This is a genomic window from Salmonella sp. SA14318 (genome assembly GCF_029866905.1).
Lineage (GTDB): Bacteria > Pseudomonadota > Gammaproteobacteria > Enterobacterales > Enterobacteriaceae > Salmonella > Salmonella enterica.
The window spans coordinates 1,386,057-1,400,836 of record NZ_CP123282.1 but is presented as its reverse complement, the minus strand read 5'-3'; the positions used below and the strand labels follow the sequence as shown (position 1 = coordinate 1,400,836).

Below are 14,780 nucleotides of genomic sequence, written 5' to 3'. Positions count from 1 at the left end.
CTCCCCACGCGGCGCGGGGAGGAGACCGGCATCAATCAGACGCCTACGCTTACGCTTTCAGGCAGGGTACTGCCGCCATCAATGACGTTTTGCGTTCCGGTAAGATAGCTGGACTCATCGGAAGCCAGAAATGCCGCCAGTTCCCCTACTTCCAGCGGATCGGCAAGACGGCGTAGCGGAATAGCTTTTGCCATTTCCGTTAATACCGATTCCGGATCGTCAGGGTTAGACTGACGGGCAATGCTTTCCGCCATCGGCGTTCTTACATAACCGGGGCAAATGGCATTCACACGAATACCGGACTGCGCATACTCTACCGCCAGCGATTTGGTTAAACCAACAATGGCAGCTTTTGACAGCGCATAGGCCGTTTCACCCGGGTCCGCCACCATATCTCCCGTGACGGAAGACATCATCACAATGCGGCCATCTTTACGTTTGATCATCTCCGGCAGGACGGCTTTGGTGACGTTCCAGACACCTTTAATATTAATATCAATGTGGAAATCGCGATCTTCTTCACTCATATCGAGGAAGTTGCCCAGACGGCACACGCCAGCGTTATTCACCAAAATATCAATTCTACCTTCAGTCTCTTTGGCGCGCGCAACCGCCGCCTGCACCGAAGCAAAATCTCTGACGTCAGCCTTAACGGCAGTGCAGCGATGCCCGCGCCCGCCCAGCTCATCCGCCAGCTTTTCAATCTCATCGGAGATATCCAGCAAGATTAAGTTCGCGCCGTGGCGTGCGAATACGCGAGCGATCCCTTCGCCAATGCCCTGCGATGCGCCCGTAATCAATGCTGTCTTGCCCGTGAGTTTACCCATTTTCAATGTCTCCTTTTGAATATGGAGTCTTACACTCCATTAACACTGAAAATACAGTAATAACAAATAAGTGCTGAGGAATAGCTCACTAATTCAGGTAAATATTAGGTAAAAAAATCCCCGCGGAGGCGGGGATGGGCATTTTTATGCTGTTCTGCCTGATGGCGCTGCGCTTATCAGGCCTACCAATCGTAGGTCGAATAAAGCGTTTGCGCTGCCATCCAACAGGGTTTTACCTTATAGCGCTAACAGGCGATCCAGCGACGGCGCAAAATAGTAGCCGCCAGTCACCGGTTTGGTGAAGCGCAGCATTGCGTCGCGTTTACCGTCGGTATCGCCGAACATACTCAGAAGCTGCTGTTCGATATTGTGCAGGCGTGCGCAGTAAGCGCAGAAATAGAGACCATGAGTACCGCTGGCGGTGCCGTATGGCAGGCTCTGGCGCACAATCTTCAGCCCTTTGCCATCTTCTTTGAGATCGACGCGGCTCAGGTGAGACGTTGCCGGACGCGCATCGCCGTCAATCTCTTCATTGGCTTCTTTGGTACGCCCGATCATCATCTCCTGATCGTGAATACTCATCCGGTTAAGTTGCTTGAGATTGTGCTCCCAACGCTGCACGAACACATAACTGCCGCCGGCATCCACGCCATCTTTGATCACCGCCACTTCACGACGCGTCTCTTCGCCCGCAGGGTTCTCTGTCCCGTCGACAAAGCCGCTCAGATCGCGTTCTTCCACCCAACGGAAGCCGTGAACTTCTTCTTTCACGTCGATACAGTCGCCGAAGGCTTCCATCGCCGCCTGGGCAACAGAAAAATTCACATCGTGGCGCAGGGAAAGGATATGGATCAGCACGTCATACTGCGTGGCCGGCGCCAGCCCTTTACCATAAGGAATAAAATCTTTCAGTTCTTCCGCCCCGACGCCGCCGCTCAGGGCACGCCAGGTATTGTTGCCAAACGCCACAACGGCCCCAAGATGGGCGTCCGGAAATTTGACTTCGAAGGTCGCCAGTTTATCGGCAAATGTTCTGCTGGCCGCGCGCAGGGCGTCCAGGTCGCCTTTCACATTGGCTTCAATCCAAATTGCCGCACGGCAATGTTCCGGCAAAATGCCACTTTGAACCTGAGACATGATTCCTCCTGAAAATGAGAATGCCACGCAGTCGTGGCATTAATGGAGGCTATTTTACCTTGTTTTTAAGCGAAGCGGTTTGTTCAGGCGCAAATTAACGACGCCAGATAATTTTGCGCACGTCCCAGTTTTTTAAGACGTCATCAGGAGGCATTAAGCCTTCCGGTCCGCTCCACTCGCCGGAGAAAACATAGCTAATATGCTGACTTCCCTCGGCTTTACATTCGACGCTGGTATGGCTATCGCTGGAAACCGGCTCGCAGTGACCAAAAGCTTTGCTGTAAAGGTCGCTAAACGGCGTACCGATTTTGCCCCCCGCGGCGGTTGGGATATCGCTGTCCAGCACATCAATACGGCTCACGGTTCCCTGCTCGCCGTTGATCACCATCGCGACGCTGTCGCCCTTCATCGCTTCGAAAAAGCGCACCACGTTGCCGTTATCGGTTTTCATACCGCTACGCAGGCGATAATCGCCATCTAATGCCTCTGCAATAGCCGGCTCTTCCAGCGGCGTGGCGGCGGTCAGCGCTCCCACGCCTTGCTCAGTGACTTCTGTCGAGGAACCAAACCAGTTCCATGGATTTGCGGCAGACCAGTTGACCGAGGAGAGCGTCGAGCAGCCGGTCAGCGCCAGCGGCAGTGCGAGTAAAGTCAAACGCAGCGATTTCATCTCACTTCCTTTCTTTTATTAATTAACGTTGATTGGAGTGCGGGTTCGCCAAAAAGTGCCGTTATTCTTTCTCAAGGGAAAAACAGGCACGCAAACGTTGATTGGTTAACAGCCAGATCAGCGCGACGATGTCCGCCAGCAGCAGCGCCAGCCCGACGCCGTTGACCGGGTCGCCACCCAGCCACATCACCGGCAGCCAGCACAACGACACCAGTTGAGCGAGGATCAGGAGTCCGCGCAGCCAGCGCCACACACCAGGAACCGCTTCACGCCGCCCGCTGAGTAAAAACGCCACTACCGCCGGAACGCCGGGCAACAGCCCCAGCCAAAAATTATCATGGTCGGGATAAAAAAAGTTTAACAAAGTATTACCCTGTCCACGGGATGAACCGGCAATGACAAAGAGTACCCAGGCGCGCGCCTGAAGTAACAGTACGCACCAGAACAGAAACGGCAGGCGTAAACGTCCGTGTACATCATAATCGGCTGGATGAAACTCAGTACTCTTCATCTTCAATCAGGCGTTTACCCAAACTTAGGGCGTCAGAATGCTCATACCCCAGACGTTCATACATGCCCAGCACAACGTCGTTATCATCACGCACCATAATTTGGATTTTCGGACACCCGCGAGCGATGAGTTTTTTTTCCAGCCGGTTAAGCAACGCATTCGCAATGCCGCGCCCGCGGAACTCCGGGTGAACGCCCAGGTAATACGCCGAGCCGCGATGCCCGTCATAACCGCCCATTACCGTACCGACGACTTCGCCGCTAACTTCCGCAACGAGGAACAAGCTGACATCGTGATTCACCTTGCGTTCAATATCCATTTCAGGATCGTTCCATGGACGCAGCAGGTCGCAACGCTCCCAGAGGGTAATCACCTCTTCGAAATCTTCCTGGCGAAAAACGCGTATTTCCATGGTATTCGTTGCCTTTTCGGGTGGAAAAACCAAGATTATGGCGCAAACATCTGATTCAGCCAATATCTGACGCGATGTAGCGGAAAAAATGGCATAATGGCGATGTGTCACGTATTGAAATGAAAAGTAAAACAATTCTCATCACCAACCGTCGTAACGGATTACGCGATACGATATAACATCTTGAACTTAATTTTCACAACTCAGGCCGTATGAGCACTTTTAAACTCCTAAAAACTCTCACTTCGCGCCGCCAGGTACTCAAAACAGGTCTGGCGGCCCTGACGCTGTCAGGTATGTCGCACGCAATAGCCAAAGAAGAAACGCTAAAAACCAGTAATGGTCACAGCAAACCCAAAACCAAAAAAACCGGCAGTAAACGGTTGGTGATGCTCGACCCCGGACACGGCGGCATCGATACCGGCGCGATTGGCCGCAACGGTTCTCAGGAAAAACACGTCGTACTGGCAATTGCCAAAAACGTACGCGCTATTTTGCGAAATCACGGAATCGATGCGCGTTTAACCCGGACAGGGGATACCTTTATTCCGCTGTACGATCGGGTGGAAATCGCCCATAAGCACGGCGCGGATCTGTTTATGTCCATTCATGCCGATGGTTTTACCAATCCGAAAGCGGCGGGCGCTTCCGTTTTTGCGCTTTCCAACCGCGGGGCCAGTAGCGCCATGGCGAAGTATCTCTCCGAGCGTGAAAACCGCGCGGACGAAGTGGCGGGTAAAAAAGCCACTGACCGGGATCATCTATTACAACAAGTTTTGTTTGATCTGGTGCAAACCGATACGATTAAAAACAGTCTGACGCTGGGTTCGCATATTCTCAAGAAAATCAAACCTATACATAAATTACACAGCCGCACTACCGAACAAGCGGCTTTCGTGGTGCTAAAATCACCGTCAATTCCGTCGGTACTGGTCGAAACCTCGTTTATTACCAATCCGGAAGAAGAACGCCTGCTGGGCACGACGGCGTTTCGCCAGAAAATCGCTACGGCGATCGCCAACGGCATCATCAGTTATTTTCACTGGTTTGATAATCAGAAAGCACACACGAAGAAACGGTAATCATGAAACCCGATGCTCATCACGTAAAACAGTTTCTGCTACGCCTGCAGGATGATATTTGCCAAACGTTATCCGCTGTGGATGGCGCAAACTTTGTCGAAGATAGCTGGCGACGCGAAGCGGGCGGCGGCGGACGCAGCCGGGTATTACGCAACGGCGGGATTTTCGAACAGGCGGGCGTTAATTTCTCTCACGTTCACGGCGATGCAATGCCCGCGTCCGCCACCGCGCATCGGCCAGAACTGGCCGGGCGTAGCTTTGAAGCGATGGGCGTATCGCTGGTGGTGCATCCGCACAATCCGTATATTCCCACCAGCCATGCTAACGTGCGCTTTTTTATTGCCGAAAAACCGGGCGCCGATCCGGTGTGGTGGTTTGGCGGCGGGTTCGATTTAACGCCCTACTACGGCTTTGAAGAGGATGCCGTTCACTGGCACCGCACCGCCCGCGACCTGTGCCAGCCGTTTGGCGACGATGTGTATCCGCGCTATAAAAAGTGGTGCGATGACTACTTTTTCCTCAAGCATCGTAACGAGCAGCGCGGTATCGGCGGCCTGTTTTTTGACGATTTGAATACGCCGGATTTCGACCACTGTTTTGCTTTTATGCAGGCGGTCGGTAACGGCTACACCGAGGCGTATTTACCGATTGTCGAACGACGCAAAGCGATGGTCTGGGGAGAGCGGGAGCGTAATTTTCAACTTTATCGCCGCGGTCGCTACGTGGAGTTCAATCTGGTATGGGACAGAGGCACCCTGTTTGGTCTGCAAACCGGCGGGCGCACTGAATCTATCCTGATGTCGATGCCGCCGCTGGTGCGCTGGGAGTACGACTGGCAGCCGGAAGCGGGTAGCCCGGAAGCGGCGCTGAGCGAGTTTATTCAGGTACGCGACTGGATTTAACTTATTTATAAAGTAAAACAATGCAAACAAATACACGAAAAGTAGTAACCAGTGACGCCAAATGGCATCCCCATCTGGGTATAAGTTTTATTGGCTGCCTGCTTGCCATTACGCTAGAAATATATTTTGAAGAAAGAATATTCATCCCTCATAGCGGAGGGGTGAGCTTCGGTCTGATCGTGCTTCTGGTTATCAATATGGTGACCATCCCTGTGGTCATGGCCCTGATAACATTACTCTGCTTTATTATTCATATTCCGCGTAAAAGCGTTAACTGCATCTTGCTATGCCTACTGGCATGTATTTTGACGATAGCCGGTTTGTTTATCGCCTATCCGGTTGGCCGTTGAATAAAAGCAGGCTCGTAGAAATAAACGAGTTCATTGTAGATAAAGAATTCGGATAACCGCCCGCTGCCGTTATCATTAGTAAAACAGTACAGTAAGCACTCGTAGAATTTGCAGTGGAGCACTACCGCATGGACGAGCGTATTCCTTGTAAAAACCCGCAATGCTCACACTTCATCCTGCCAGCAACGGCTGCCCGCACGGAGGGCTATTGTATGCCCTGCGTCCAGGCGCGCTATCGGCAAGAGCAGGAAGAATATATCCGGAAAAACAGAAAAACGATCGACGCGTTCAGTGGCATTACCAACCCTGTTGAAATGCTTAAACTCGTTCATGAACCCCGGGAACACGATCCGTTAATCGAGTGGATTCCCTGCCCCATTCCGACCGATGAGCTTTACAAAAAGCTCTCCGATGATGAAAGCCGCGACATGGTCGATTATGCAGAAGAATTATTTGATTCCGGATGGCAGGAGGAAGCTCAGGAAATTGCGCTGTGCCTGGCGGCATTTACCCGGGCCAATCTGGATAATTTCCTGCGCCAGGTAATAAATGAAGAAGAACTGGAGCTCTCTTCACCCCTACCTTTTCACCGTGCGCCGCCTGACGTACGCGACGCGCTTTTGCAGAAGGTGGAAACCGATGACGAAAACCGTGACGGCATTCTTTGCGCCCTGGCCTGGATTGGCGATGAGGTTGTCGTTGAGCATTTTAACCGCTGGCGCCAGGAACCACCTGCGTGGAGTGCTTCACTTCATATCCTCCCTCATCGCTATGCTCACCAGGCGGGATGGGAGCTCACTGAAAATGGCCGCAGGCGCGATCTTTACTTTACGCAATGTACCCATCTGGTAAAACAGGCACCTGAACAGCCTGCCGTTTTTCGCGCCGTCGCAGAATATGGTGAAAACTGCCCACACTGTTCCCTGCCGCTAATCAATCTGTTTGAGGTTGCGCCGAGCGCCGTCGGCCTCAGCACGCAGGGTTGGCCCGGTCAAATTCGTATTCTGACCTGTCAGTGTTGTACGGCATATAACACCGTTTTCGCCACCGTCGATCCACAAGGCCAGCCGCGATGGTGCGAAAAAAATGCGCTCTCGACGCTGGCGGTGGAGAATTCCTCTGACTGGATAACGCTACCGCTTGATGTTCTGCACCCCGGGGAATCCCGTTTGCCGCTATTCGCTGCTGAAATATTTTTACCCACCACCTTCTCACAGCTCGGCGGCCATCCCGCATGGGTTCAGGATGCAGACTATCCCACGTGCCCAACGTGCGCGCAAACGATGATGTTTCTTGCGCAGCTAAGCTATGAAGATATTGAGGAAGAGGAATATGCGGAAGGAATGCTTTACGGGTTTATCTGCCCCTCCTGCCAAACAACGGCAACGTCTTATCAGCAAACATAAACGTTCATCCTCATGACCTGATGACAAAACTGTTTTGCACGTTGTGCGCGCGGTTCCCCGGAGGCGGCGCTGGCGCGCCTTGTCCGGGCTACCAACCACAGACGGCAGCGAATCCGTAGGCCCGGTAAGGCGCCAGCCGCCACCGGGTAATTCCCGACACGCGCACGTTATCAGCAACCGGAGAGCCTACCCATCAATATCAAGCCCATTGCCGCATCCGTTGATGCAGCGTCAACGACGGTTTTTCGGCAAATAATTGCTGATAATCGGTGGCAAACTGCCCCAGATGCCAGAATCCCCACTGCATCGCGGCATCTTTGACCGTGGTGCTCTGCGACCACGGGCTAATCAGTTCCCGGCGTACTGCGTTTAAGCGAATACGTTTCAGCCACGCATTGGGGCCAATGCCCAAAATGGCGTGAAACGCATTTTGCAGCGTGCGACGGCTTACGTGTAGCTGGTTACATAAGTCGAGCACCGTCAGCGGCTCCGACATATTTTCCAGCACATATTCCCGCGCCCGCGACAGTAGCCTACGATATCCCTGATGGCTGATGCTCTCAGCGCTATGAATCGGCTTCGCCTCTTCCAGCATCGTGCCCATCGCCAGCAATAAATTATCACTCAAGACCTTACGCACCGCAGGTTGATGCAGGGTTTCAGGACTCTCGCTGAAGGTGGCCAGCGCCTGCTGCACAAAGCCCCACAGCGCTGCTTTATGCTGCTCTTTTACCTCCAGCGCTAGCTGGTTACGCAGCATATGCAGCACCCTTTCCGGGTTATGCAAAAACGTGGCCTGACGGGAAATAACATCTTCCGAGATAACGACGCCCAGAATGGTGTAATCATCCGGCGTGCTCAGTTCAAACTCGGTGCCTCCCGGTCGGGTGGCAATCTCGGCGCTGCCGAGCCCCTGCGCGCCGATAAATCCCTGTTCGCCGCGCGTCGCCGGAATACCAAACCAGAAAGAGTTTGGCCAAACCAGACACGACTGACGCAGCGCCAGGCCGGTGTATTCACGGAACACCTGAATCTCATCAAGCAGGATTTCCGTGAACTCGCCATGAAATTTACCCGGGTGTAACTGATCGTAGATCTGCTGCCAGGCGGTGATAGTCAGAGCATGTTCATAGACATCCGTCGTCCGTCTCTGATGAACATTGTCCACCTCGACTCTGGGCGTAAGTTTAACGTCTTCGGGTAACGCTTCATGATAAAGATGGTGCAAATTCGCTGTACGGGTCTTTTTCATGATCTTCTATGCCGGACGCCCGCCAGGACGCCCGGCCCTCCGACAGATTAATTTTTGATGCGATAGCGACTACTGCGTTTACGCAACGCTCCGTCAGAAAAGAGTTGTTCCAGCACGTTTCTGGCCTGCTCCAGCGGCCAGCCAAAATGCGCGGCCACCTCTCCCGCCGTCATTCCCTGGCGTACTGATGCCAGCAGCGCCAGTAACGCTTCAGCGAACTCAGGCGTTGCGGGTACCTGGGGCGCTTTCTCAGTCGGCGTTGTCGCACGCGCAAACCCGCCAATCAGCCACTGGGTGTCCTCTTCCGGACGACCAATTTCTTTGCGACTAATCACACGGCCTGTGCGCTGCGCGGCGGCGCTTCCGGCATCCAGCGCCGCACGACACGCCGCCAGATCGCCCTCCACCACCAGCGTTAGCCTGCCAGGGTCGAGCACTTGATGACTGAGCAAACGCACGTTGGCCGCTTTCAGCATGGCATCCGCCGCATCGACGGCGGCGACCATTCCGTCCACTTCCAGTAATCCCAGGGCATTGATCATTGGCAGCCTCCGTTACGCACGCTGGACAGGGTTACGGGCGATATCCAGCACGGCGTCGGTAAAGGCGTTGCAGGCGGCTTTACACGCGGCCTGGCTTCCCGTTAAGAACGCGGCCGAATAGTTGGTTTCCGACGGCGGCGGCACGTAAGTCACCAGCTGAACGTCAGCGGATTTCATCGCCGCGTCAATGCCGAATGTCGCTTCCAGCGGCGGCGCCACCAGATAGGCCATTGGATCGCCCAGCGCGATACCTGCGGTAGACGAGAGGTACGAGCCGGTACGCGAAACCACATGCGCCAGGAACGCGGTATTTTCCGCATCGTTCGCCCACTGGAACGCCGCGCCGTTTTCAATGCTGGCGACCATTGCATCCAGACCGGCGCGCACTTCCGCCGGGTTCGGTCCGCCCAGCATAATCAACACCTCACCGGCGGTAGGCGACGGCCCGTGAGCCGCCCCGGCATAGAGGGAGCGGCCATAGACTACTTCCACCATCGCCTGTTTGGTCGCTTCGTCAGCGGCAATATAGGTCACATCATCAGAATCTGCCGTGATGAGTCCGAGACTACGTATATGTGGCGGTAATTTAAGTTCCCGCGCAAAGCCGTCATTCACGGAGGCAATCACGCGCATGGCAGTCACTGAAGGTCGAATCAAATCTAATGCAGGCATGATGTCTCCTTAACGGGTCATGTTGATGCCGGACGCTTTCTGCTCCAGCATCCGTTTGGCCAAATCCACAATCACGGCGGCGGCTTCTACTGGCGGCGTCCCCCCCTGATGAATGTTTGAAATACAGGTTCTGTCGGCCTCGACGGTGGTCGCCACGCGCGGGGAATAGACCGCGTAGCAGGAAAGGCTTTCCGACTGCCCCAGCCCCGGACGTTCGCCCACCAGCAGGATGACGACCTTCGCGCCGAGAATTTCGCCAATCTGATCTTCAATCTTCACGCGGCCATAGCGCACAAAGAACGGCGTGCCGACGTTCAGCCCGGCCTGCTTCAGACCGGCAAGCAGCGGCGGCAGGATCTCTTCATAGTTGGCGGTGATCGCATCCGTAGAGAGGCCATCGGAGACCACTACCTGCACATCCGGGTTCATCACGCACTGCGACTTCAGCGCGTCAATGGCTTCCGGGCTCAGGCGACGCCCCATATCCGGGCGCGTCAGGTACAGGTTTTTGTCGCTGATTTCCGAACGCACTTCCAGCAGCCCTTGCGCTTTTACCCACTCTTCCGGTACTTCTTTGAGCACGGTGTCTTTCGAACGGGAGTGATCCGCCAGGAAGCGCAACAGCGCCTGGGTACGTGGACGCGGCCCGGCACGACCCGTACAGACACGTGCCGCAGTACTGCGACGCAGTTCGGTCAGCACGTCCGCACGATGCGGGTTCTCGACGCCAATCCAGGCTTTTGCCTCTGCGGAACCTAAATCCAGCGCGCAGCTTTCGGTCACCGTCGGCGCGGCGCACTGCGGCTTTGCGCCTTCCTGCGTTGACGGCGCGACGGGCTGCGGTACGTCCTGTCCCATTGACGCCATCACGCTACGTACAATTTCTTCAATCTGTTTTTGATCCATGGTGTTATCCCCGCGTCATCAGAAGAACAGTGACGGATCGCCCGCCCGTTTGGTCAGACGACCGTTTGCCATAATGCCCATCGTTTCCAGCCAGCGTTCAAACTCCGGCGATGGCCGTAAATTCAGCAACTGACGGACGGTGGCGGTATCGTGGAAAGCGGTGGTCTGGTAGTTGAGCATGATGTCGTCGCCGAGCGGCATCCCCATGATGTAGTTACAGCCGGCAGTGGCGAGCAGAATCATCAGGTTTTCGTTAAGGTTCTGGTCGGCGTCGGCATGGTTGGTATAGCAGCAGTCGCAGCCCATCGAGATGCCGCTCAGCTTGCCCATAAAGTGATCTTCGAGACCGGCGCGGATAATCTGCCTGTCGTTGTAGAGATACTCCGGCCCGATAAAGCCCACCACGGTGTTCACCAGGAACGGATCGTAGTGGCGAGCCAGCCCGTAGTTACGCGCTTCCATCGTCACCTGGTCGGCACCAAAGTTCGCGCCAGCCGACAGCGCAGACCCCTGCCCGGTTTCAAAGTACAGGCAGTTTTCCCCGGCGATGCGGTTGAACTCCGCCCCCACAGCCCGCGCTTCGTCGAGCATCGCCAGTTCGACGCCGAACTCTTTTAAGCCCTTCTCGCTGCCGCAAATGCTTTGGAAAATCAGTCCGCCCGGCGCGCCGCGACGAATCGCTTCGATCTGGGTGGTGACGTGCGCCAGCACGCAGCCCTGGGTCGGAATATTGAATTTATCGATAACGCCGTAAACGGTGTCGAGCACGCGGGTCAGGTTCTCCACGTCATCGGTCACCGGGTTAACGCCGATCACCGCATCGCCTGCGCCGAAAGAAAGCCCTTCGTAGATTTGCGCGGCGATACTCTGTACATCGTCACGGGTATCGTTCGGCTGCAAACGGCAGCTAAAGGTGCCCGGAATACCGATGGTGGTATTGGCTTTTTTGATCACCGGCATTTTCTTGCCGCCGTAGATCAGGTCAGCGTTGGAGCAGATTTTCGCTACTGCCGCCACCACTTCGGAGGTCAGGCCTTTGCGGGTAAACGCGATGTCGTCCACGGAGGTTTCATCGCTCAGTACGTATTCGCGCAGTTCGCTGATGCTCCAGTTTTTAATCCGGTTATAGGCCGTTTCGTTGACGTCGTCCTGAATCAGGCGCGTCACGCAGTCCTCTTCATAGGCAATCACCGGATTGTTGCGGATATCCGCCACCGTCATTTCCGACAGTACCTGTTTTGCCGCTACGCGCTCCTGCGAACTTGCCGCGGCAACCCCGGCCAGCACATCCCCCGAACGCAGTTCGTTGGCTTTGGCCAGTACCTCTTTTACATCCTTAAACTGATAAACATTGCCGAACAATGTGGTCTTTAGTTTCATAAGTCGTTCCCTCAGGAAGGAAATGCGAGTGATTTCACCGTCACCGGCACAACCGATCCGCCAAAAAGAGGCGTACCAATGTCGATATAGTCTCCCGCCCGCACGACCACCTCATCGATGACCGCCAGCGGAAGTTGCGGTAACTGTGGGCGCAATAACATGCCCAGCGCTTTACCAAAATCCTGCTCGGCCACCACCAGCAGGGGATGTGGATTGGGATAACGCGCGACAAAAGCCGTCAGCGCGTTGATGACCGTGAGTAATGCGGCGTAACGCACCGGAAGCGTGGCGGGAAGCGCCAGCACGTAAGCGTCGGTTTGCGGGTCGAGATCAAGCTGGAGAAGCGCCTGCCGCCAGGCGTTCACCAGATCGGCGTCATCCTGCGGGATCGCCACCGGCAGGTTGCGCAGCGGCAGTTGGACGTCTTCCAGCCAGATAGTACTGCCGGAAAGCGACAGCGTATGGGCCCCCGCGCCAATCACCGTGGCGCGCACGGTTTGCGCCGGAAACTGCACGTTCATCTCGCGCAGACGCGGGTGCTCATGCAGCGCGGTCGCCAGCAGCGGCCCGATATCAGAAAAGCAGAACGGATCGGCAGGTTGGTTGCGGTAGCATTCACCTACCCCACCGGAAAGGGTGATCACCTCTGGCGTAATATCGGCGGGCAGTAGCCCGGTTTGCATCAGCGATTGCGCCAGCGGCGAGAGCGCGCCGGTGATAACCTCGACGATGAGATCCGCCATCCGCCGCGCCACCTGCCCCAACTGTGCGGCAGCTAAGGCGCGAGCATCAGTACCCGAACCGAATACCTCATCGATAATCATCTGCCCCGGCTGATGGGCATAAACCACGCGCCCCTGAGCGTCGGTTTCCAGCAGGCGACCACCGACGTTAAGGCAGGCGGTGCCGCTGACTTTTCCCGCGTCAAACAGCGCGTAGTTAGACGTGCCGCCGCCGATATCAATATTCAGCACCCGACACATCCGCTGCTCAGACAGGCTTTGCGCTCCGGCGCCGTGACCGGCAATGACTGATTCCAGATGCGGCCCGGCGCTGGCGACCACAAAGTCGCCCAGCGACTGCGAGAGCGCCATGACCGCCGGACGGGCGTTGCGGGTTTTGGCGCTTTCGCCGGTGATAATGATAGCCCCTGAGTCCACCGATTCAGGCGCGATGTCTGCGGCCTGATACTGGGCCAGAATCAGCGCTTTAAGTTCGGCCTCTTTCAGACCGCCCTGCTTATCCACGGGCGTAAAGAAGACCGGGCTTTGCCAGCTAATGTCGCGTTTGATGAATTCGTAGCGCGGCACCTGCGACACCGCCGCACGGTTAACCAACTCCAGGCGCGAGAAGATCACCTGCGTGGTGGTGGTGCCGATATCGATACCGACGCTCAGTAGCTGGCGAGTGTTCACGATTGCGCCTCCGCTTCGGTTTTCACCTGGGCGGCGTCATCTTTCGGCACCAGCATCATCGCCACGCCAATCGCCGTCACGCCGCCGATCAGCTTGCCGACAATCATCGGGAAGATCATGGCGTTCATGTTGGCAGCGGCGAAGCCTAAATGGTCGCCCAGCGCGAACGCCGCAGAGACGGCAAATGCGCAGTTAATCACTTTGCCGCGGGTATCCATCTGCTTCATCATGCCGAACATGGGGATATTGTTCGCCAGGGTCGCTACCATGCCTGCCGCCGCAATATTATTTACGTTCAGCAGTTTACCGACATTCATCAACGGTTTTTCAAACCAGCGGGTCAGTAACAGCACCATCGGATACGCGCCAAGCAGCACGCAGGAGATAGAGCCGATCACTTCAATGGCGCGCATCACTTCGCCGGGTTTGTCGCCTGGCGCCATAAAGATTGGGTCGAGTCCCGGAATCAACTCCCAACCCAACAGGAATTTAACCACCGCAGCCGCCAGACCGATGGTGATCAGCGCCACCAGAAATTTGGCGAAAATCTGGAAACCGTTGATCATTTTTTCCGGGATGAACTTCAGCCCCAGCGCTACCAGCACCGCGACGATCAATACCGGGATCATGTTCATCAGGATCAGCGCGAAGGTAAACTCCACTGGCTGACCATTGATCTGCACGCCTGAGTACATGGCGATCAGTCCCCCCGCAATGCAGCCAATGGGAATGGTGACGATACCCGCCAGTACGCCAAGCGCCAGGTAGCGGCGGTCAGACGGTTCGATAATGCCGAGCGCCACCGGAATGGAGAACACAATGGTCGGCCCCATCATCGACCCAAGTATTAATCCTGAGTATAGCCACGCCGCGACATCACCGCCGGCCAGCTCTTTGGCGAGGAAGAACCCGCCCATATCACAGGCCAGCAGCGTACCCGCGAACATGGATGGGTTCGCGCCCAGCATTTCGTATACCGGGATAATAACCGGCCCCAGTACATGCGCCAGCACCGGCGCCAGCGCGGTCATACCGACCATCGCCAGTCCCAACGCGCCCATCGCCATAAAGCCCTCTTCAAACTGGCCGCCAGACCCCTCGATACTCTTGCCGAATTTACCGAGAAAGCGCGCCGACCCGCCGAACTGTGACAGGATTCTGTCCACGGCGGCAATCAGCATAAAGAACATCATGATGTACATGATGATTTCGTTAATTCCCATAGCCCTTACTCCCTGCCATTTATGATTTGTAGGCCGGATAAGACGTTTACGTCGCCTCCGGCATTAACGCCGTGTTATTGCCGGATGGCGGTG

General features: G+C 55.6%; 16 protein-coding genes. 4 read left to right on the top strand and 12 right to left on the bottom strand.

Annotation, left to right across the window (positions count from 1 at the left end):
• Window positions 1-35: 35 nt before the first annotated feature.
• The 5 genes from ucpA to QEN32_RS06540 form a co-directional block, all read right to left on the bottom strand.
• On the bottom strand, window positions 36-827 hold the full coding sequence (gene ucpA, locus QEN32_RS06560; RefSeq protein ID WP_000517460.1) for an SDR family oxidoreductase UcpA: 792 nt from the start codon (window positions 825-827) through the stop codon (window positions 36-38).
• A 237-nt stretch (window positions 828-1,064) separates the two neighbouring features.
• The gene (gene yfeX / locus QEN32_RS06555) at window positions 1,065-1,964 is read right to left on the bottom strand and encodes a porphyrinogen peroxidase (RefSeq protein WP_000084583.1); all 900 of its coding nucleotides are present in this window, start codon (window positions 1,962-1,964) and stop codon (window positions 1,065-1,067) included.
• Window positions 1,965-2,058: 94 nt separating this feature from the next.
• A complete protein-coding gene (locus tag QEN32_RS06550; RefSeq protein ID WP_000838971.1) occupies window positions 2,059-2,634 on the bottom strand; it encodes an RpoE-regulated lipoprotein in 576 nt (191 codons plus the stop codon).
• A 61-nt stretch (window positions 2,635-2,695) separates the two neighbouring features.
• A complete protein-coding gene (locus tag QEN32_RS06545) occupies window positions 2,696-3,145 on the bottom strand; it encodes a DUF2919 domain-containing protein (protein ID WP_000842940.1) in 450 nt (149 codons plus the stop codon).
• Window positions 3,132-3,557 (bottom strand): GNAT family acetyltransferase, encoded by a 426-nt coding sequence (locus QEN32_RS06540; protein WP_000406008.1) that lies wholly within the window; start codon window positions 3,555-3,557, stop codon window positions 3,132-3,134. The genes QEN32_RS06545 and QEN32_RS06540 overlap by 14 nt, the downstream gene beginning before the upstream one ends.
• 212 nt (window positions 3,558-3,769) lie before the next feature.
• Between QEN32_RS06540 and amiA the strand changes: the two genes are divergently transcribed.
• The 4 genes from amiA to QEN32_RS06520 all read left to right on the top strand — a co-directional run bounded on the left by amiA (window position 3,770) and on the right by QEN32_RS06520 (window position 7,297).
• Entirely contained in the window at window positions 3,770-4,639 is an 870-nt protein-coding gene (amiA, locus tag QEN32_RS06535; RefSeq protein WP_000102880.1) for an N-acetylmuramoyl-L-alanine amidase AmiA, read from the top strand.
• 2 nt (window positions 4,640-4,641) lie between these two features.
• Window positions 4,642-5,541 carry an oxygen-dependent coproporphyrinogen oxidase gene (gene hemF, locus QEN32_RS06530; RefSeq protein ID WP_000801339.1) on the top strand — a complete coding sequence of 300 codons (900 nt, stop codon included), beginning with the start codon at window positions 4,642-4,644 and terminating at the stop codon, window positions 5,539-5,541.
• A 20-nt stretch (window positions 5,542-5,561) separates the two neighbouring features.
• Window positions 5,562-5,891, top strand: coding sequence for a hypothetical protein (locus QEN32_RS06525; RefSeq protein ID WP_023242678.1), 330 nt, complete (start codon window positions 5,562-5,564; stop codon window positions 5,889-5,891).
• Window positions 5,892-6,019: 128 nt separating this feature from the next.
• Window positions 6,020-7,297, top strand: coding sequence for a DUF1963 domain-containing protein (locus QEN32_RS06520; RefSeq protein ID WP_000344437.1), 1,278 nt, complete (start codon window positions 6,020-6,022; stop codon window positions 7,295-7,297).
• A gap of 199 nt (window positions 7,298-7,496) precedes the next feature.
• On the opposite strand, the gene eutR is transcribed toward QEN32_RS06520, so the two are convergent.
• From eutR to eutH, 7 genes are read right to left on the bottom strand one after another with little or no spacing between them, the layout of a single operon-like run.
• Entirely contained in the window at window positions 7,497-8,549 is a 1,053-nt protein-coding gene (gene eutR, locus QEN32_RS06515; protein WP_000753666.1) for an HTH-type transcriptional regulator EutR, read from the bottom strand.
• A 47-nt stretch (window positions 8,550-8,596) separates the two neighbouring features.
• Entirely contained in the window at window positions 8,597-9,091 is a 495-nt protein-coding gene (eutK, locus tag QEN32_RS06510) for an ethanolamine utilization microcompartment protein EutK (protein WP_000606266.1), read from the bottom strand.
• Window positions 9,092-9,103: 12 nt separating this feature from the next.
• Window positions 9,104-9,763 (bottom strand): ethanolamine utilization microcompartment protein EutL, encoded by a 660-nt coding sequence (gene eutL, locus QEN32_RS06505; protein ID WP_001111056.1) that lies wholly within the window; start codon window positions 9,761-9,763, stop codon window positions 9,104-9,106.
• 9 nt (window positions 9,764-9,772) lie between these two features.
• The gene (eutC, locus tag QEN32_RS06500) at window positions 9,773-10,669 is read right to left on the bottom strand and encodes an ethanolamine ammonia-lyase subunit EutC (protein ID WP_000372354.1); all 897 of its coding nucleotides are present in this window, start codon (window positions 10,667-10,669) and stop codon (window positions 9,773-9,775) included.
• Window positions 10,670-10,687: 18 nt separating this feature from the next.
• Complete coding sequence (gene eutB, locus QEN32_RS06495; RefSeq protein WP_000769990.1) at window positions 10,688-12,049, bottom strand: ethanolamine ammonia-lyase subunit alpha; 1,362 nt, start codon at window positions 12,047-12,049, stop codon at window positions 10,688-10,690.
• A gap of 11 nt (window positions 12,050-12,060) precedes the next feature.
• Entirely contained in the window at window positions 12,061-13,464 is a 1,404-nt protein-coding gene (gene eutA / locus QEN32_RS06490; protein ID WP_001097510.1) for an ethanolamine ammonia-lyase reactivating factor EutA, read from the bottom strand.
• Window positions 13,461-14,687, bottom strand: coding sequence for an ethanolamine utilization protein EutH (gene eutH, locus QEN32_RS06485; protein WP_000512359.1), 1,227 nt, complete (start codon window positions 14,685-14,687; stop codon window positions 13,461-13,463). Before eutH ends, eutA begins: the two co-directional genes overlap by 4 nt.
• Window positions 14,688-14,780 lie beyond the last annotated feature (93 nt).

Coding starts and splice junctions, on each gene's coding strand:
- QEN32_RS06545 (WP_000842940.1), bottom strand. CDS start 3,145: ATGAAGAGTACTGAGTTTCATCCAGCCGATTATGATGTACACGGACGT.
- QEN32_RS06550 (WP_000838971.1), bottom strand. CDS start 2,634: ATGAAATCGCTGCGTTTGACTTTACTCGCACTGCCGCTGGCGCTGACC.
- yfeX (WP_000084583.1), bottom strand. CDS start 1,964: ATGTCTCAGGTTCAAAGTGGCATTTTGCCGGAACATTGCCGTGCGGCA.
- eutK (WP_000606266.1), bottom strand. CDS start 9,091: ATGATCAATGCCCTGGGATTACTGGAAGTGGACGGAATGGTCGCCGCC.
- QEN32_RS06525 (WP_023242678.1), top strand. CDS start 5,562: ATGCAAACAAATACACGAAAAGTAGTAACCAGTGACGCCAAATGGCAT.
- eutC (WP_000372354.1), bottom strand. CDS start 10,669: ATGGATCAAAAACAGATTGAAGAAATTGTACGTAGCGTGATGGCGTCA.
- amiA (WP_000102880.1), top strand. CDS start 3,770: ATGAGCACTTTTAAACTCCTAAAAACTCTCACTTCGCGCCGCCAGGTA.
- QEN32_RS06540 (WP_000406008.1), bottom strand. CDS start 3,557: ATGGAAATACGCGTTTTTCGCCAGGAAGATTTCGAAGAGGTGATTACC.
- ucpA (WP_000517460.1), bottom strand. CDS start 827: ATGGGTAAACTCACGGGCAAGACAGCATTGATTACGGGCGCATCGCAG.
- eutR (WP_000753666.1), bottom strand. CDS start 8,549: ATGAAAAAGACCCGTACAGCGAATTTGCACCATCTTTATCATGAAGCG.
- eutL (WP_001111056.1), bottom strand. CDS start 9,763: ATGCCTGCATTAGATTTGATTCGACCTTCAGTGACTGCCATGCGCGTG.
- eutB (WP_000769990.1), bottom strand. CDS start 12,049: ATGAAACTAAAGACCACATTGTTCGGCAATGTTTATCAGTTTAAGGAT.
- hemF (WP_000801339.1), top strand. CDS start 4,642: ATGAAACCCGATGCTCATCACGTAAAACAGTTTCTGCTACGCCTGCAG.
- eutH (WP_000512359.1), bottom strand. CDS start 14,687: ATGGGAATTAACGAAATCATCATGTACATCATGATGTTCTTTATGCTG.
- QEN32_RS06520 (WP_000344437.1), top strand. CDS start 6,020: ATGGACGAGCGTATTCCTTGTAAAAACCCGCAATGCTCACACTTCATC.